This is a genomic window from Planotetraspora kaengkrachanensis (genome assembly GCF_016862895.1).
GTDB classification, from domain to species: Bacteria; Actinomycetota; Actinomycetes; order Streptosporangiales; family Streptosporangiaceae; genus Planotetraspora; species Planotetraspora kaengkrachanensis.
The window spans coordinates 44408-61861 of the sequence record NZ_BONV01000036.1 but is presented as its reverse complement, the minus strand read 5'-3'; the positions used below and the strand labels follow the sequence as shown (position 1 = coordinate 61861).

Annotated in this window: 16 protein-coding genes; 7 read left to right on the top strand and 9 right to left on the bottom strand. The window is 71.3% G+C overall.

Annotation, left to right across the window (positions count from 1 at the left end):
- The first annotated feature begins 78 nt into the window (after nt 1-78).
- On the top strand, nt 79-1371 hold the full coding sequence (locus Pka01_RS30865) for an acyltransferase family protein (RefSeq protein WP_239115601.1): 1293 nt from the start codon (nt 79-81) through the stop codon (nt 1369-1371).
- A gap of 111 nt (nt 1372-1482) precedes the next feature.
- Here Pka01_RS30865 and Pka01_RS30860 read toward each other — a convergent pair whose 3' ends face one another.
- The 4 genes from Pka01_RS30860 to Pka01_RS30845 form a co-directional block, all read right to left on the bottom strand.
- On the bottom strand, nt 1483-2634 hold the full coding sequence (locus Pka01_RS30860; protein ID WP_203886454.1) for a CU044_5270 family protein: 1152 nt from the start codon (nt 2632-2634) through the stop codon (nt 1483-1485).
- Nucleotides 2631-3158 carry an RNA polymerase sigma factor gene (locus Pka01_RS30855; RefSeq protein WP_239115599.1) on the bottom strand — a complete coding sequence of 176 codons (528 nt, stop codon included), beginning with the start codon at nt 3156-3158 and terminating at the stop codon, nt 2631-2633. Before Pka01_RS30855 ends, Pka01_RS30860 begins: the two co-directional genes overlap by 4 nt.
- Before the next feature lie 137 nt (nt 3159-3295).
- Complete coding sequence (locus tag Pka01_RS30850; RefSeq protein WP_203886453.1) at nt 3296-5746, bottom strand: FtsX-like permease family protein; 2451 nt, start codon at nt 5744-5746, stop codon at nt 3296-3298.
- Complete coding sequence (locus tag Pka01_RS30845; RefSeq protein ID WP_203886452.1) at nt 5746-6477, bottom strand: ABC transporter ATP-binding protein; 732 nt, start codon at nt 6475-6477, stop codon at nt 5746-5748. Before Pka01_RS30845 ends, Pka01_RS30850 begins: the two co-directional genes overlap by 1 nt.
- Before the next feature lie 98 nt (nt 6478-6575).
- Here Pka01_RS30845 and Pka01_RS30840 point away from each other — a divergent pair, with 98 nt between their 5' ends.
- A complete protein-coding gene (locus Pka01_RS30840) occupies nt 6576-7184 on the top strand; it encodes a response regulator transcription factor (protein WP_203886451.1) in 609 nt (202 codons plus the stop codon).
- Here the strand turns inward: Pka01_RS30840 and Pka01_RS30835 are convergent.
- On the bottom strand, nt 7181-9274 hold the full coding sequence (locus Pka01_RS30835; RefSeq protein ID WP_203886450.1) for a sensor histidine kinase: 2094 nt from the start codon (nt 9272-9274) through the stop codon (nt 7181-7183). The two genes, Pka01_RS30840 and Pka01_RS30835, sit on opposite strands and share 4 nt — an antisense overlap.
- Before the next feature lie 119 nt (nt 9275-9393).
- Between Pka01_RS30835 and Pka01_RS30830 the strand changes: the two genes are divergently transcribed.
- The 3 genes from Pka01_RS30830 (at nt 9394) to Pka01_RS30820 (ending at nt 12511) form a co-directional block, all read left to right on the top strand.
- Nucleotides 9394-10542: a methyltransferase gene (locus Pka01_RS30830; RefSeq protein WP_203886449.1), complete on the top strand. Its 1149-nt coding sequence runs from the start codon at nt 9394-9396 to the stop codon at nt 10540-10542.
- A 188-nt stretch (nt 10543-10730) separates the two neighbouring features.
- A complete protein-coding gene (locus Pka01_RS30825) occupies nt 10731-11600 on the top strand; it encodes a polysaccharide deacetylase family protein (protein ID WP_203886448.1) in 870 nt (289 codons plus the stop codon).
- Between the two features lie 116 nt (nt 11601-11716).
- Nucleotides 11717-12511 carry a maleylpyruvate isomerase family mycothiol-dependent enzyme gene (locus tag Pka01_RS30820; protein ID WP_203886447.1) on the top strand — a complete coding sequence of 265 codons (795 nt, stop codon included), beginning with the start codon at nt 11717-11719 and terminating at the stop codon, nt 12509-12511.
- Between the two features lie 42 nt (nt 12512-12553).
- On the opposite strand, the gene Pka01_RS30815 is transcribed toward Pka01_RS30820, so the two are convergent.
- Both Pka01_RS30815 and Pka01_RS30810 read right to left on the bottom strand, forming a co-directional pair.
- Nucleotides 12554-12949 carry a DUF488 domain-containing protein gene (locus Pka01_RS30815; RefSeq protein WP_203886446.1) on the bottom strand — a complete coding sequence of 132 codons (396 nt, stop codon included), beginning with the start codon at nt 12947-12949 and terminating at the stop codon, nt 12554-12556.
- A gap of 41 nt (nt 12950-12990) precedes the next feature.
- On the bottom strand, nt 12991-14406 hold the full coding sequence (locus tag Pka01_RS30810; protein ID WP_203886445.1) for a dihydrolipoyl dehydrogenase family protein: 1416 nt from the start codon (nt 14404-14406) through the stop codon (nt 12991-12993).
- 285 nt (nt 14407-14691) lie between these two features.
- On the opposite strand from Pka01_RS30810, the gene Pka01_RS30805 reads away from it, so the two are divergent.
- A complete protein-coding gene (locus tag Pka01_RS30805; protein WP_203886444.1) occupies nt 14692-15063 on the top strand; it encodes a gamma-glutamylcyclotransferase family protein in 372 nt (123 codons plus the stop codon).
- A 9-nt stretch (nt 15064-15072) separates the two neighbouring features.
- Here Pka01_RS30805 and Pka01_RS30800 read toward each other — a convergent pair whose 3' ends face one another.
- The gene (locus Pka01_RS30800; RefSeq protein WP_203886443.1) at nt 15073-16026 is read right to left on the bottom strand and encodes a helix-turn-helix transcriptional regulator; all 954 of its coding nucleotides are present in this window, start codon (nt 16024-16026) and stop codon (nt 15073-15075) included.
- A gap of 93 nt (nt 16027-16119) precedes the next feature.
- Here Pka01_RS30800 and Pka01_RS30795 point away from each other — a divergent pair, with 93 nt between their 5' ends.
- Nucleotides 16120-16671 (top strand): DinB family protein, encoded by a 552-nt coding sequence (locus tag Pka01_RS30795; protein ID WP_308442300.1) that lies wholly within the window; start codon nt 16120-16122, stop codon nt 16669-16671.
- 33 nt (nt 16672-16704) lie between these two features.
- On the opposite strand, the gene Pka01_RS30790 is transcribed toward Pka01_RS30795, so the two are convergent.
- Nucleotides 16705-17445: a TetR/AcrR family transcriptional regulator C-terminal domain-containing protein gene (locus Pka01_RS30790; RefSeq protein WP_203886442.1), complete on the bottom strand. Its 741-nt coding sequence runs from the start codon at nt 17443-17445 to the stop codon at nt 16705-16707.
- Nucleotides 17446-17454: the final 9 nt, after the last annotated feature.

Genomic DNA, 17454 nt, shown 5'->3' with positions numbered 1-17454 from the left:
CGGAAGCTGATCGAAAACCCCCTTGGCGCGGGAGCCGGGAGGCCACAGACTGGGGTCACGGACGGCGGCGGAGGCGGCATGACGGCAGCGCCCATCGATCCATCACCGGCGGGCATGCCCGAGCGGCGGCCCGAGCTGGACGCGATCCGCGCACTGGTCGTGGTCGGCCTGGTGTTCTTCCATTCGGGGCTGGTCTTCGACACGCGCGACGACTTCTACGTGAAGAACGCCGAGACGACCGACGCCACCACGATCGTGGCCGGTTTCGCCGTGGTGTGGGCGATGCCGATGTTGTTCCTCATCGCCGGGCTGGGGTCGTGGCATTCGCTGCGGAGGCGCGGCGCGGGCGGATTCGCCGTCGAGCGGCTGCTCCGGCTCGGCGTCCCCCTCGTCTTCGCGACTCTGACGCTGCTTCCGATCGCTCCCTGGATCCGGCTGCGGACCGATCCCGCCTACCACGAGTCCTACCTGGAGTTCCTGCCACGGTTCCTGGACGTCCACCTCGATCTGTCCGCGTTCCCCTTCATCCTGCAGGGCGAGCATTTCGAGTCCGGGCACCTGTGGTTCGTGGTGATGCTGCTGGTCTACGCGCTTGTGCTGGCCGCACTGGTCAGCCGGCTCCCCCGCGACCTCGGCCGCAGGATCCGCGAAAGCCTCGCCGCGGCGGTCCGGCGCCGCGGCGCCGTGGTGTTCCTCCCGGCCGTTCCGATCGCGCTGATCACCGCGCTGCACGGCATGGAGGAGGCGTTCGCCGGCTGGAGCCGCTGGGCGTACCTGCTGTTCTTCCTGTTCGGCTTCGTGCTCGCCTCGGACGAGAGGTTCCGTACGGCGATGCGGCGCGACGCGATCACGGCGTCGGTCTGCGCCCTCGTGCTGCTCGCGGTCGGCATGCCGGGCTTCCTGATCGTGGCCGGCACCCCCGGCGCGGACCCCTTCACCGACATGACCGCGCCCGCGCTCGGCGTCCGCGTCCTGTACGGCGCGGCGGGCTGGTGCTGCCTGGTCGCCATCCTCGGCCTGCTCGACCGCCGCCGGACGGCGCGTAAGGCCCGCCCTGACACCGTGCCGGGTTCCGGGCCGGGTGCGGGGATGCGGTTGTACGGCTACCTGGCCGCCGCCGTGTTGCCGCTGTACATCCTGCACCAGCCGATCGTCGTCGCCGTCGCGTACGGCGTCGTCCAATGGGACGCGCCGATCGCGGTGAAGTACCTGTCGATCGTCGGAGCCTCGCTCGTCCTGACCGTCATCGCGTACGACCTGCTGGTGCGGCGCACGCGGCCGACCCGGTTCCTGTTCGGCATGCGCGGCCTGCCTGCCCGGGAAAAGGTTCGAACGCGGTCCGGACCGGCGATTCAGAGGGGCGAGCTCTGATTCGCCGACCGGACCGCGTTCGAAGTCCCGGTGCCCCCGTTCCTCTCCCCACCGGACGCCGGCGCCGGCGTCCGGTGGGGCCCCTGTCAGAGGAGTGCGATCACCTGGCTGTTACGGCTTGACCGGCTTCTCGTCAGTCCACTCAGCCTTGGTGATCGCGTTGTAGTTGACGACGGTGCCAGGCTTCGCCCCGGCCCACTGGCCGCCGGACTTGACGGCCACGATCTGGTCGGTCAGCAGAAGGCCGGTCTGCGGGTCGATGATGAGCTGCCGCTCGTACTGACCGTTGGGCCAGCTCTCCGCCCTGCCGATGCCCTGACCCTTGCGGCCGAGGGCGTCGGTCACCTCGCCGAGGGACCGGACGTCGTCCAGCCCGGCGAGCACCTCGTAGGCCGCGGCGCGCACGGCCGGCTTCACGGGCATGTCGCTCAGCACGCCGGCGGTCACCTGGAAGAGCCAGGCGTCCTTCTCCTGTGGCACGTCGGCCTCGGTGCTGTTGCCGGTGTACCCCTTCAGCAGGCGTGCCTTCAGCGCGGCCGCGGTCGTGGGCAGCTTCTGGAGCTCGGCGAACGACACGTTCTTCCCGGCCAGGTCGGCGACCTTGTCACCGACGTTGATCGGGTTGCCGAAGGGCTTGCCGCCCTTCGCGTCGATCAGCAGCTTGGCGGTGCCGCCATTCTTGGGCATCTTCACCGTCCACTTGGTCGGCGAGCCGTCCTGCTTCCAGGCGGCCTCCGAGCCGGGGGCGGCCTTGGTGCCCAGGTTCTGTGAGACCCACCAGCTGTCGACCTTCGGCGAACGGGCGATCCACGTCTCGCTCTTGCCAAGGCTGTTCACCATGTACTGGACCTTGGTGCCCACAGTGGTCGCGTTGCCGCCCGTGCTCTCGATGTGCCAGTACGCACCAGTGCCCGCCTTGGCCTTCAGCGACGACTCGGCCGCGACCAGGAGGACCTGCTTCGCGGAGAGCTTGACGGCGGGCGACTGCGTGCCACCCTGCGTGCCGCCCTGGGCGACGGCCGGCGCGCTCGGCGCCGAGGTCGTGCCACCGGTCGCGGTGACCCCGACCGCGACGGCGGTCGCCGCGGCGACGCCGGCCAGGCCGAGACCCCACACGGGCTTGGCGATCTTACGGGCGCGGGCCGGCTTGGCCTGCCTGAACTGCGCCATGGCGTAGTTCAGTTCGCCGGCCCTGGTGCTCTCGTCCACCGGGGTGTCGAGATGAGCCGGGCGCGCCTTCCGCAGCTGCTCCATCGGGTTCATGACCACTCCTCACTGAGATTGCGCACTCGGGACTGGGAACGGGCCACCGGGGCCGTCTTCATCGCCTGGACCAGCCGCTTGCGGGCGCGGTGCAGGCGTACGCGGAAGGCCGCCGGTGAACAGCCGATGACACGTGCGGCGTCGCGGGGCGAGAGCCCCTGCCAGGCCACGAGAATCAGGAGCTCTCGCTCCTCCTGGGTCAGGGAGGCCAGCGCGTTGACGACGGCCAACCGCTCGGCCACCCACTCGGCGTGGTCCTCTTCGGTCCAGGCCCGCAGTTCGGCGGCGAGCGACTCACGCCTGATCTCGGCGCGGATGTTGTCGCGCAGCACGTTGCGGGCGACGCCGAGCAGCCACGGCAGCGCGGGGTCGGGCACGTCGTCGAATCGCCTCCAGGCGATCGCGAACGTCTCGCTCACCACCTCGTCAGCGACCTGCCGGCCCGCCTGGCTGACCACGTAGGCCCATACTCGCTGGCGGCACTCGTCATACATGGTGGTGAACCGGTGAGAATCGTCCGTCACCGCCTGCCCCCTTCGTCCCGGTGTTTGATCCGACAGGAGGAAGTGGTCCGAGACCCCCAAGTGTTACAAACGACTCCAAAAACATTTTTCGGCCCGACCGCCGGCTCTCACATGCCTCACCGGGCGACCGCCGCACTTCACTGGCGTACGCCGATCACGTCCGCGGGCCGCTGCCGGAGGACGAACCTGGCCGGGATCGCGGTGGCGGCCAGCGCCAGGACGGCCGCGACGGCGACCACCGCGAGATAGGCGAGCGGTGGAACGTACGGCACCGCCGACCCCGTCATGCCCGAGCTGAACGCCGACAGCGTGACCAGCGAGATCCCGGTCCCGAGGGCGACGGCGACGACGAGCGCCGTCAGGGTCTCCAGCCTGAGCATCCTCAGCACCTGGCGCCGGGTGGTGCCGACCAGCCGGAGCAGCGCCAGCTCACGCGACCGGTCCGAGGTCGACATCGCCAGGGTGTTGACCACGGCGATCGCGGTGAACGCGATGATCAGGCCCATGGCCACGTAGTTCACCGCGGCATTCGGCGCGCTCGCGTCCACCGCCTCGGCGCGGTCGAGCACGGCGGCCCCGGGAACCACCGCGGTGATCGCGGCCCGCGTGAGGGTGGGAGCGGAGACGAGCAGGGTGCCGAGCGGGTCGTCCACGTGCGGGGCGACCAGCGCGTGGGAGAGCGTGAGGTCGCCGTATCCCAGCCCGCGGGCGTAGATCGCCACGACGGTCAGCACCGCGGGCGTGCCGTCGCCCAGGGTGAGCCGGACCCGCCCGCCGACCTCGGCGCCGATGCGCGCGGCCGCGGTCTCGCTCACCGCGACACCGTCCTTGCCGAGATCACGGAGCGAACCCGCCGTCACCCCCAGGTCGACGGTCCGGTCCAGCCCCTCAGGGGTGACCGCCTGCGCGCCGTACTTGTCCAGGCCGACCCGCACCGACGTGCGCAGCACCTCGGTGACCGCCTCGACTCCGGGCGTCTCACGCAGGGTCCGCGCGGCGGTGCCGGGCAGGTGGGGACCGAGGACGTAGTCGGCGCGGCCTCCCGCGGCGGCCTCCCGCTGGGCGGCGTGCCCCATCGTGGTCTGGACGAACAAAATCGTGCAGGTCATCGCCACCATCAGGCTGAGCGGCGCGATGACGGACGCCAGCCGCCTGGACCCGGTACGGAGGTTCGCCGCGGCCAGATGGCCGCCGGCCCTGGACGCACGCAACGGCGTCCCGAGCAGGGCTGTCGCGGCACGGGCGACGACCGGGCCGAGAAGCGCCACGGCGGTCGTCCAGACCAGCGCGGTGAGCATGGTCACCGGACTCGACGCGGCCTCCACCGACAGGGCAGACAACACGATGGTCAGCGCCACGCCGCCGCCCACGCAGACCAGACCGGCGACCGTCCGTCCCCAGGGCGTCCGGGACCCCGACAAGGCCGCCTCACCGAGCGCCTCCACCGGCCGGATCCGGGCGGCCCGGCGGGCCGAGAGCCTGACCGCCGCCCACGCGGCGAGCACGGTGGCGAGCAGCGCCGCCAGTGCAGGGAACGGGCCGACCACGAGCCGCAGATGCTCGGGCATGGCGCCCAGCGCGACAAATCTGTCACGTAGCCAGAAACCCAGCCCGACGCCCGCGACGGATCCGGCCGCCCCCGCGGCCGCGGCGACGAGGAGGGCCTCTCCGCCGAGCATCCGGCGCACCTGGCGCGGAGTGGCCGCCACAGCCCGAAGCAGGGCGATCTCCCTCTCGCGCTGCTGGATCGACAGGGCGAACGTGCCCACCACGACGAGGACCGCGACCAGCAGCGACGTGCCGCCCAGGGCTCCGCCGAGGCTGATCAGCCGCACCCGCGCCTGCTCGGCGTCGGGGAACTCGACGGCGCCTCGGTCGTCTCCGGTGTGGGCGAAGGCCCTGGCGGTCTCGAGCACGGCCGCCGCGTTCGGCATCACCGCGGAGACCTCCCCTCGCGGGAAGACGCCGATGGCGCTGACCTGGCCGGGCCGTCCGGCGAGGCGCCGCGCCTCGGCGGTGCTGAAGAAGAGCGTGCTCTGGCTGGGCAGGGACTGCGCGGTGACGCCGGTCACCCGGTAGGTCCGCATGCCGGCGGCGGTCACCGCGTCCAGCCGCGCGCCCACGGCGAGGCCGGAACGGGCGTCGACGACGACCTCGTCGTCGGTCGCCGGGGCGCGCCCCTCGCGCAGTGTGAACGGCGTGAGCCCCGCCGACTCCCACCCGTGCCCACTCGCGGACCCCTTCTCCAGGTACACCGGGAAGGTCACCTCGCTGATCACCTTGGCGACGCCGGCGACCTCGCCCAGCTGCGCGGCGAGCGAGGCGGGCAGCCAGGCGTGCTCGGCCAGCGGCTTGGCCTTGGTCTTCGTCTTGTCGGCGGACTTGCGGATCGTCTGCCGGACGAACTGGTCGCCCGCCACGATCACCGGTGTGCCCGCGTAGCGCTCGGGGGCGGCGCCGCCGCGCAATCCCGTCTCCAGCAACATCCCGTTGGCGCATACGAGCATGGCGGCGCAGAGCAGGGCGACGAACGAGCCCGCGAACCCGGCCTTCCTGTGCCGCAGGGTCCTGAAGGCGAACCTGATCATCAGTTCCACGCTCCCAGCCGGGTCATCCGCTCGGCGACCTTGTCGGAGGTCGGATCCGCCATCTCGTCCACGATCCGGCCGTCGGCCAGGAACAGGACCGTGTCCGCGTACGACGCCGCCACCGGGTCGTGCGTCACCATGACGACCGTCTGGCCCATGCCGCTGACGACCTCGCGCAGCAGCGCGAGCACGTCACGGGCGGTCATCGTGTCGAGCGCGCCGGTCGGCTCGTCGCCGAACACCACCTCCGGCCGGGTGACCAGCGCTCTGGCGATCGCCACGCGCTGCTGCTGCCCGCCCGAGAGCTGCGCCGGGCGGTGACCGGTACGGCCGCCGAGGCCCACCCGCTTCACGACCTCCTCCAGCCAGGCCCGGTCCACCCCGGCCCCGGCCAGCCGCAGGGGAAGGGTGATGTTCTCGGCCACGGTCAGGGACGAGACCAGGTTGAACGCCTGAAACACGAATCCGACGCGACGCCTGCGCAGCTCGGTCAGCCGCGTCTCGTTCATGCCCGCGAGCTCGGTGCCGCCGAGCCGTACCGATCCGGAGGTGGGCGTGTCGAGCCCGGCGGCGCAGTGCAGGAGCGTGCTCTTGCCCGAGCCGGACGGCCCCATCACCGCCGTGAAGCTGCCTTCAGGGAAGCCCGCCGACACCTCTCTCAGGGCGGCGACTGCACCCTGTCCCTTGCCGTACACCTTGCTCACCGTGTCCAAGGACACCACGTCTGTCATGGCTTCCACCCTGCTGACCTGTGGAAGGACGATCCAGGTACGTGATCACCGGTACACCATGACGTCATCATGAATCGGACGCTGATAGACATTCCTCTGTGATTCATGTGCTTCTGGCGGAGGATCAGCACATCATCAGGGGCGCCCTGGTCGCGTTGCTCAGTCTCGAACCCGACCTGGAGGTCGTGGAATCGGTCGAATCAGGCGACGCCGTCGTCCCCGCGGCCCTGGTGCACCGTCCCGACGTCGCGGTGCTCGACATCGACATGCCCGGCACGCTCGACGGCCTGGCCGCCGCGGCCGAGCTCCGCGCCAAGCTGCCCGGCTGCCGGGTGCTCATGCTGACCGGGTACGGCAAGCCGGGGCATCTGCGCAGGGCGCTCAGCGCACAGGTCGACGGGTTCCTGCTCAAGACCGCGGCTCCCGAGCGCCTGGTGGAGGCGATCCGTGAGGTGGCGGCGGGCCGGCGGGTGCTCGACCCGTCACTGGCTCTCACCGCGTGGGATCTGGCCGACAACCCGCTCACCTCACGTGAGGTGGACGTGCTCCGCCTGGTGGCCGGGGGCGCGGAGGCGACCGAGATCGCGGGGCGGCTGTTCCTCAGCGCCGGGACGGTGCGCAACTACCTCACGACGATCGTCGGCAAGCTCAACGCCCGCAACCGCACCGACGCGGTCCGCATCGCGGCCGAGGCCGGCTGGATCTAGCCCCGCCCGCCCACGGCCACGGGACCGGTCACATCCGAGGGCGACAGGGGCGCCCAGGCTTCGAGCTCGAACCAGCCGTCGTCCGCTCCGGCCGTGAGCGTTCCCCCCTGGGCCGCGAGGCGGACGGTCAGGTTGCCGATGCCGGACGAGCCCCGCCTGCGGGCGGCCGGGCGCGCCCCGTCGTTGCGGACCCGAAGCCGGATCCCTCCGTCCGCCGCCACGGCCGAGATCCGGCACCGGCCGGCGACGCTGTGCCTGAGCACGTTCGTCACCGCCTCCCGCAGCACCACGGCGAGCACGTACTCCACTTCGGCGGGCAGGTCGTCCGCCACGAGGTCGAGCTCTGTCTCGATGCCCGCGGCGGACAACACGGAGCGGGCCGACCGGGCCTCCTCGTCGAGGGACAGCCCCTGCGTCTCGCCTGACACCGCCCGCATGTCGGCTTCGGCCCGTTCCGCCATGACCAGGACGTCCTCCAGCTCGGCTCGGGCGCGCGGCGGGTCCAGGCGACGGGCCAGTTCACATTTGAGCAGGATCGCGGCGAGGTTGTGCCCGAGGAGGTCGTGCAGGTCGCGGGCGGCGCGCAGACGTTCCTCGACGACCGCGGCGCGAGCGAGCTCCTGCCGTGCGATCTGCAGCTCCCTCACCTGCCGGGCCAGCCGGATCAGCCCGTAGACGACGAGCCCGGTCACCAGCGTGCTCACGGCGTAGTTGAGCGTCGCCGCGGGCGGCAGGCCGAGCCGTACCGCGATCACCGCGACGCTCGCCGTCACGCAGGCGACCAGCGGCCAGGCCGCCGCCCACGGGAGGGCGAGCAGGAGCGGACCGGCGAGGAACCCGCCCACGCCGAGCCACGCGCGGCCGAACGCGAGGATCGGGAGGTAGGTGAGCAGCGCCATCAGCGCCAGCGCCGCCATGTGACGCCCCTGGACCGATCTGAGCTGCATGACGACGATGACCGTGAGGCAGACGGCGGCGGGCAGGAGTCCGGCGCCGTGAATCAGGAGCAGCGCCTTGACCGAGAAGCCGACGAGGACGGCGGCCAGCAGGGCGACGGTGAGCGCATAGGCTCCCCGTTCCTCGGCGGCCTCCACCGGCAGCCGGATCTCGGGTACCACGGCCTCGACGACCAGCCGGCCCTCGGGCGTGAGCCCCGTGGACAGGGTGCCGCCCGCCGCGGCGATCCGGTCGGGAAGGTCGCCGAATCCCTCGTCCTCAGCGGTACGGGCGTCGTCGCTGACGACCCGGAGCCGTACGGTCCCCCCGGAGGACAGGACCTCGATCACGCACGTGCGCGCCGTGGCCCGCCTGAGGATCTCGGTCACCGCCTCGCGCAGCACGGTGGCGAGCAACGCCCCCGCCGGGCCCGCCGGCTCGACGTCACCCGCTCGCACGTCCGCCGTCACCCCCGCGGCGGTCAGCATCACGCGGGCGGTGGTGAGTTCCGGCTTCAGCGACGTCGCACGGTAGCTCGCGGCGGCGGTTCTGGCGTCGGCGAGGAAGACGCGCGCGGCGTCGGTGACCTCGCCCAGCGTGCGCGCAGCGAGCTCCGGGTCGGCGAGCGCCAGCCGCACCCCCTTGGTGATCTCCGCGAGCCCGTTGCCGAGGCCCCGGCTGAGCTCGGCGGAGATGCGCAACCGCTCCTCGGCGACCGCGGCCATCGCCAGGGCCAACCGCGCGGCGTGCACCTCGTCGACCCGCTCGGTGAGCCTGGTCAGACCGTAGATCACCAGGCTGATCGCCATCATGCTGATCGCCGAATCCACGGGCCCGAACAGCGCGGCGCCGGCCGCGACCGGAACGGCGAGCGGCCACCACGGGGTGAGGAGCAGCGACCCGCCGAGGAAGCCGACGATCCCGACGGAGGTGCCGAAGCCGAACGTCGCCGTGTAGACGGCCACGGCCTGTACGGCGAGCAGGACCCGCCCTCGCCACCTGCGAAGGCCGGGGAACACATAGACGAGCTGGAGCCCGAACACCACGATCGCCAGGGGTGAGCCGGCGAGGGCGTAGATGCTCGCGAATCCGGCCAGCACGACGGTGACGATGCCCCGCGCCACCGCGGGCTGCCGATCTCCCCGAATTCGCATACCGGGACGAAATCCTAGTGCGCGGGTCGGTTCGGAAACCGTCTCCCGGCACGGGGAGAGCCCGCGGCAGGCCACGGGACCGCCCGGGCACGTCGCACGACTCGCTAGCCTGAGGCGCGATGAACCGTTTGACGACGTCGAGGGGCGAGCTGGAGCTCACCCGCTTCCCCGAGGATCCCCGCGACCCGCTGCGCGCGTGGGACGCCGCCGACGAGTACCTGCTGCGGCACCTCGACGGAATCGACGGCGAGCCCGCCGACCTGTCCGGCACCGTGGTCGTGCTGGGCGACCGGTGGGGAGCCCTCGTCACCGCGCTCGCCGACCACCGCCCGACGCAGGTCACCGACTCCTTCCTCACCCAGGAGGCGACCCGGGCCAACCTGGCGCGGGGCGGCGTCGGAGCGGACGCCGTACGGCTGCTGACGACCCAGGACGCTCCCCCGGACCGGATCGACGTGCTGCTGATCCGGGTGCCCAAGAGCCTCGCGCTCCTGGAGGACCAACTGCACCGCCTCGCACCCCACGTGCACGCGGGCACCCTCGTCGTCGGCGCGGGAATGGTCACCGAGATCCACACCTCGACGCTGCGGTTGTTCGAGCGGATCCTCGGGCCGACCACGACGTCGTTGGCGGTGAAGAAGGCCCGGCTCATCTTCTGCTCCCCCGATCCGCCGCTCGCGGGGGACGCCGGCCCGTGGCCGCGCACCTACGCGCTGCCCGACGGGATCGGGCCGGCGTCGGGACTGACCGTCGTCAACCACGCGGGCATCTTCTGCGCCGACCGCCTCGACGTCGGCACCCGCTTCCTCCTGCGGAACCTCCCGCATCGCGTCGGCCCCGAGCGCGTCGTGGACCTCGGCTGCGGCAACGGAGTGGTCGGCATGGCGGCGGCGCTGGACAACCGGGAGGCCGAGGTGGTCTTCGTCGACGAGTCCTACCAGGCGCTGGCGTCGGCGGAGGCGACGTGCCGGGCGAACCTCGACGGCCGGGTTGAGTTCGTGGCGGGCGACGGCCTGGCGGGCATGCCGGCCGGGTCGGTGGACCTGGTGCTGAACAATCCGCCGTTCCATTCGCATCGGGCGACGACCGACGCGACGGCCTGGCGCATGTTCAACGGCTCACGGGCCGCTCTGCGCCGGGGCGGGGAGCTGTGGGTGGTCGGAAACCGGCACCTCGGCTACCACGCGAAGCTGCGCCGGCTCTTCGGCAACTGCGAGGTCGCGGCGAGCGACCCGAAGTTCGTCGTGCTGCGGGCCGTCAAGCGCTGAGGCCACACTTCGACCGCGACCGGATGATCACACACCCGGGAATGCGGCAGGAAATCCGCCTATTACGAAATTCTCCCATTCGACTCGTGGCGGTTATCATTCCGGGACGCTTGTGATCGGACGTCAGGCACACACCTCGCCGGGCATGGCATCGGCAGGGTCCAGCGGTTTACGGAGAGACCACGTTGATGAGCAAGATCCGATCGCGCTGGATCCTGGCACTGTCGGCCGTTGTCGTCCTGCTCGTCACGGCCGGCGCCGGTTGGACCGCCCGCGCGGTCACGAGCGACGACTCGTCGGCTGTCGCGCTGCCGCCGGCGCCCGAGAACTCCGTCACGATCGTCACCATCGGATTCGACGACGGCACCGCCGATCAGATGCAGACGCTGCCGCTGCTTCGCGCGCAAGGCTTCCCGGCCACCTACTACATCAACAGCGGAAAAGTCGGCCAGAAGGATTTCATGACGTGGGGGCAGGTCGCCGAGCTCGCGGCGGCCGGCCACGAGGTCGGCGGGCACACCCTGAGTCATGCCAAGCTCGCGGGCCTGAGTCGGACGAAGCTGCGCCAGGAGATCTGCGACGATCGCGTCGCCCTCTTCGAGAAGGGCTACGCTCCGGTCTCGTTCGCCTACCCGTACGGCTCCTACGACGACGACGCCGCCGCGACCGCCGCCGCGTGCGGATACAACAGCGCGCGGCGCACAGGCGGTGTGGATGACAAAAGGACGTTCGCCGAGACCGTTCCGCCGACGGCGCCCTTCGTGGTGAGGGCGCACAGCACGAACTACCCCCCGAAGGAGGTGCTGGCTCAGATCAAGGCCGGCATCACGGCCGCGCAGAGCCACGGCGGGGGCTGGTACAACATCTACCTCCATCACATCTGCGAGACCTGCCCCACATATTCGATGCCGCCTTCGGACTTCGCCGACCTGCTGACGTGGCTGCGCGAACGCGTGGACGACGGGTCGATCATCATCCGTACGGCGGGGCAGGTCATCGGTGGTCCGGTGCACCCCCCGATCAGCGCGGCCGAACTGGAGACCGCCGGCCCTCGTTAGTGGACGGCCCGGGGGACGCCTCGTCCGCCTCCCTCCGGGATTCCCCGCTCCACAGATGCGGAGGAACCTCCTTTATGGTGGTCCGCACAATTGCGCATCGATCAATGGAGATCACGATGACCGACCGAGCGGATCAGACGATCAAGGTCCTGCGCTCCGAGCTCGACGAGCTCGCCGCGCTGGTGAGCGGCTTCGGACCCGACGACCTCGCCCGTCAGTCCGGTGCCGCCGAATGGGACATATCCCAGGTGCTGAGCCACCTGGGCAGCGGCGCGGAGATCAGCCTCGCCGCTCTCGAGGGAGCGCTGCGGGGAACCGGCTCGCCGGACTTCGAGTTCATCAAGGGCGTATGGGCACGATGGGACGCGATGTCGCGCACCCAGCGGGCCGAAGAGGTCATCAGCGCGAACGAGGCGCTGGTCGGCCGCTTCGAGGGCCTCGACTCGAAGGCTCGGGAAGACCTCCACGTCGAGCTCTGGTTCCCGTCCGAGCCCCGTGACGTCGCAGAGTTCGCCGCCATGCGGGTCAGCGAGTTCACCCACCACATGTGGGACGTCAAGGTGGCGTTCGACCCGGCGGCGACGCTGACCGCGGAGGCTCTCGACCTGCTGATCGCCGGTGGTGACGCCTTCGTCGGGTTCCTGGGCAAGCCGGAGGGCCTCGGCGGCCGCCACGCGACCGTCGCCGTGCACACCACCTCTCCGGAGCGCGCGTTCGGGCTCGACATCCGGGAGGCCGTGGCCATCGTCGACGTCCCGTCCGAGCCGGACGCCGTCCTCACCGCCCCCGCGGAGTGGTGGCTGCGCCTGGTCTCCGGCCGCCACGCCCCGGAGCACACTCCGGCCGCCGTGGAGATCACCGGAGACGCGGTGACGCTGGACGATCTGCGCAGGGTCTTCCCCGGATTCTGAACCCCGTCCAGAGCCCCGTTCGTGCACGGGTGGCCCGGCGGATCACGATCCGCGGACGCGGCGGGAGATCAGCCGGGCCAGCACGAGCGCGTGGCTGACGTCGACCGCCTTGGTCGCCGTCAGCAGCGTCAGCGTCCCACGCTTGCCGAGCTCGATGAGGTGGGCCAGCGCGGCGGCCCGCACCGGCTCATCGAGCTCGTCGCGGTACCTGACGACGAATTCCTCGAACCGGTCGGGATCGTGTCCGAACCAGGTGCGCAGCTCCGCGGACGGCCCGATCTCCCGGCACCAGTCGTCCAGAGCGGCCGCGTCCTTGGCGAGCCCGCGCGGCCACAGCCGGTCCACCAGCACACGCGCTCCGTCGTCCGGGGCCGGCCCGTCGTACACCCGCGCCACCCGCACCCCCGGGGCCACCTTCACCCGGTCGTCTTCCGGCATAGCCCCACCCTCCGGCTCGTCGCAGTCTCATCATGGACGGCTCACAGGCCGTACCCCTCCAGGATGTTGAGCCAGACCTCGCTCACGGTCGGGAACGACGGCACGGCGTGCCACAACACGTCGAGCGGGACCTCGGCGGTCACGGCGATGGTGGCCGAGTGGAGGAGGTCGACGACGGCGGGGGCGACGAAGGTGACGCCGAGGAGCACCCGGCGGTCCTCGTCGACGACCACCTTCGCCCTTCCTGTGTAGTTCTCGGCCATGAGATAGGCCCCCTCGACCGCACTCATGTCGTACTCCACGACGCGCACGGGGAAACCGTCGGCCCGGGCCTGGGACTCCGTGCGCCCGACCACGCAGACCTCGGGGTCGGTGAAGATGACCTGGGGTGCGCCGCGGTAGTCGGCGGTGTCACGCATCGCCGGCAGGTTGTCGGACAGGCCCGCGACCCTGGCGGCGATCACCTGGCCGCAGATCCTGGCCTGGTACTTGCCCATGTGCGTGAGCAGATTGAGGCCGTTGACGTCGCCGACCGCGTAGAGCCACCCCTCGGACACCCCCGTCGCCCGCATGCTCGGGTCCACCTCGATCGGTCTGCCGGGCGCGAGCCCGATCGTCTCCAGGCCGATGTCCGCGGCCACCCGGCGGCCGGTGGCGACGAGGATCTCGTCGGCCTCGATCACCGACCCGTCGTCGACGTGGACGGTCACCGGATCGTCCGGGGTCGGGCGCTCGACACGCGTGGCCGACCGGCCGAAGCGCACGTCGATGCCCGTCTCCTGGAAGGACTTCGCCAGCAGGTCGCCCGCGAAGGGCTCGGTCCGGGCGAGCAGGCGATCGCCTCGCACGAGCATGGTCGTGTCCTGGGCGCCGAGGGCGTGCAGCGCCTGCGACATCTCGCAGGCGACCACGCCGCCGCCGATCACGACCAGTCGTTTCGGCACCCGCTGGACGCCGGTCGCCTCCCGGTTCGTCCACGGGCGCGCCTCCCGGAGCCCGGGCACGTCGGGGATCAGGGGGTCGCTGCCGGTCGCCACGATGACGGCCTGCCTGGCCCGCAGCGTCCGCACGCCGCCGTCCCGCTTCGTCACCTCCACGCTCATCGGTCCGGCCAGGCGGCCACGGCCACGGACGAACGTCGCGGGGATGTTCTCTATCCAGTTCACCTGGCCGCCGTCGTCGTAGCCGGAGACGGTCTCGTCGCGGCGGGCCAGCACCGCGGAGGCGTCTATCGGGCCGCGCAACCCCAGTCCCGGCATTCGGCCCACCTCTGCCGCCAGCCCCATCGGCCGCAGCAGCGCCTTGCTCGGGATGCACGCGTAATAGGCGCACTCGCCGCCGGCCAGGCGTTCCTCGACGACGGCCGCCGTCAGACCACCTCGTACGGCACGTGCGGCGGCGGTCTCGCCGACCGGTCCCGCACCTATCACGATCACGTCGTAGACGTCGTCCGCCATGGAACCTGCACCCCCCGATGTCGCAGGTCACACCGCCGAGTCACGGACATCTCGGGTCAGTCTTTCATCCACAGGGGCGACGGAACGGAAAGCAATGGACAGCTGCGCATCACGGATCAATTCGGGCGCGCCGCCGAGTGATGCCGCGATTCGGGTATGGGCACGTTTCCGCAAAATTCCACGGGCGGATCAGTGATCACGGGTGCCGGGGGAAGCCGCCGGACGCGGTTTCGCCGGCCGGCCCGCCGGCACACGTGAGCGTGCGCGGATGGTACTCATTTCCCCATGACCGATCCGGACGGCAAGCGCGACGTCAACCTGTTCTCGTACGGCACACTGCAGGATCCCGCCGTGCAGAAGGCCAATTTCGGCCGTCTGCTCGAGGGGCGGCCCGATGCCCTGCCGGGGTACAGGAGCTCCATCGTCCAGATCACCGATCCCGAGGTCCTCGCGGTCAGCGGAGCCGCATGGCACCCGATCGTGACGCCCACCGGCGACCCGGCCGACCAGGTCCAGGGCACCGTGTTCATGATCACCGAGTCCGAGCTGGCCGCGGCCGACGAATACGAGGTGTCGGACTACATCCGGATCGGGGTGACCCTGGCCTCCGGCACGCACGCGTGGGTGTACGTGGAGGCGGACCAGAACGACGAGTGACCCCTCACCTCAGGCGCGAGTGAACCGGGCGCCCCAGTTGTGGATCTGCTCGAGTAGTTCGGGCGGATCGAGGACGCGGAAATCGGCGCCGATGACGCCCAGTGCCATGGTCGGCCAGTCCAGGGAGTCGGCGGTCATGCGCACCCGGCAGCGCTCGGCGTCGATCTCCTCGACCGTGCTCCATCTGCCGATCCGTTCGCGCACGGTCGCGGCCGGCGCGTCGACGAGGACCTCCACCCGGTACGAGCGGGGCAGGTTGTCCAGTCCGGCCCGGACGAACTCGGCGGCGTCGGCGGCGGGCAGGTCCCGGGGCCGGAACCGGGAACCGGTGCCGTGCGGCGAGGTGAGCCGGTCGACCCGGAAGCTGCGCCAGTCGTGGCGCGTGAGGTCGTAGGCGACCAGGTACCAGCGGCGGCCGAGACAGACCAGCCGATGCGGCTCGGTGTGACGATCGGTGCGCCGGCCGTCGGCGGCGGTGTAGGAGAAACGGAGCTGTTCGCCATCCCGGCAGGCCAGCGCCACCGCGGTGAGCACGCCCGGCTCGATGCCCGCCCTGGCCGAGCCGTCCCAGCCGGCGGGCACGGTCATCGTACGCAGCGCATCGACTCGGCGTCTCAGCCGAGCCGGCATCACCTGCACCACCTTGGCCAGCACCCGCACCGAGGACTCGGCGATGCCCTCCACCGCGCCCTGCGCGGCGGCCTGCAGCCCCACGGCCAGGGCGACCGCCTCCTCGTCGTCGATCACCAGCGGCGGCAGTGCCGCGCCCGCGGCGAGCTCGTAACCGCCGTCGACGCCGCGGTGCGCCTCGACGGGGTAGCCCAGCTCGCGCAGCCGGTCGATGTCCCTTCGCAGGGTGCGGACCGAGACTCCCAGCCGCTCGGCCAGTTCGGTGCCCGGCCAGTATCGGTGGGTCTGCAGCAGGGACAGCAGCCGCAACGTCCGGGTGCTCGTGTTCGCCATGTTTTGATTCTTCCCGCAATTCAGGTCAGAAAGTGACCGCTATGCGGCCTAGCGTTGGTCCTGACCGACGAACAACAACGGAAGGCGGAGACTGTGGGCGACACCACGACCGTCGACGAGCCGACCACCCGCGACATCACCGGCGAGCGCGCCGACCTGCTGGCGATGCTGGCCAAGCACCGGCACTTCCTGCGCTTCACCACCCGCGACCTCACCGACGAGCAGGCCGGGCGGCGGACCACCTCCAGCGAGCTGTGCCTGGGCGGGCTGATCAAGCACGTCGCGGCGGTCGAACGGAACTGGGTGGACTTCATCCTGGACGGCCCGTCGGCGATGGGCGACTTCACCGCCATGACCGAGGCCGACTGGACCAGAAGGGCCGACGAGTTCCGGCTGCTACCCGGCGAGACCCTGGCCGGTGTGCTGGCCGCCTACGCCGAGGTCGCTCACCGGACCGACGAGCTGGTCGCCACCCTGCCCGAACTGGACGCCGCCCAGCCGCTGCCGAAGGCCCCGTGGTTCGAGCCCGGCGCGCGGTGGTCGGCCCGCCGGGTGCTGCTCCACATCATCGCCGAGACCGCCCAGCACGCCGGTCACGCCGACATCATCCGCGAATCCCTTGACGGCGCCAAAAGCATGGGCTGACAACCGTGCCGCGCGGTCCCGGCCGGGTGGGGGTCAGACGCCGTCTGAGGCGTGTGCGGACAACCGGCCGGCTATGCCGTCCAGGAGGAAGCCCAGCCCGAGGGTGAACTGCTCCTCGGGGGTGGGGCCGAAGGGCTGCGCGAGCCAGCCGGTCAGGTGCGGAAGACCTCCGTCCGCGGCGGCCAGGTCGTGGAGGGTCGCGAGAGCGGCGAACAGTTTCGCGTGGTCGTCCAGGCCGTAGCGCCGTTCGATGCGGGCCTCCTCGGCCTCCTGCAGCCCGCTGCCGGTGATGTGCCGGTCGATGAGCGCCGCGTAGGTCATCGCCGCCGCGACGGTCGCGCCCTGCCGGACGAGCACGGCGAGCATGAACTCCAGCCGGCGCATCATGTGCGGGCCCGCCGGGGGCCGGGTGTGGACCAGCCGGGCGAACCAGGGGTGCCTGCCGATCATCCGTCTGCTGTCCATGGCCAGAGTGCGCAGATCCTCGAGCCAGTCCGGACCCGGCCGGGCCGGCAGCGGTATCTCCGCGGCGGCCGCGTCGAGCATCAGGTCGACGAGGCCGTCCTTGTTGTGCACGTACCGGTACAGCGCCATCGGCGTGTAGTCCCCCAGCCGCGCGGCCACCGCCTTCATCGTCATCGCGTCCAGCCCGGACTCGTCGGCGACGGCGATCGCCGCCGTCACGATCTCGTCCCGGCCCAGGGCGCGCTGTCGCGGCGGGGGCGGGGGTTGCGTCCAGATCAAGTCGATCTCACCGGAGGTGGTCTTCCTCATGGCACGAGT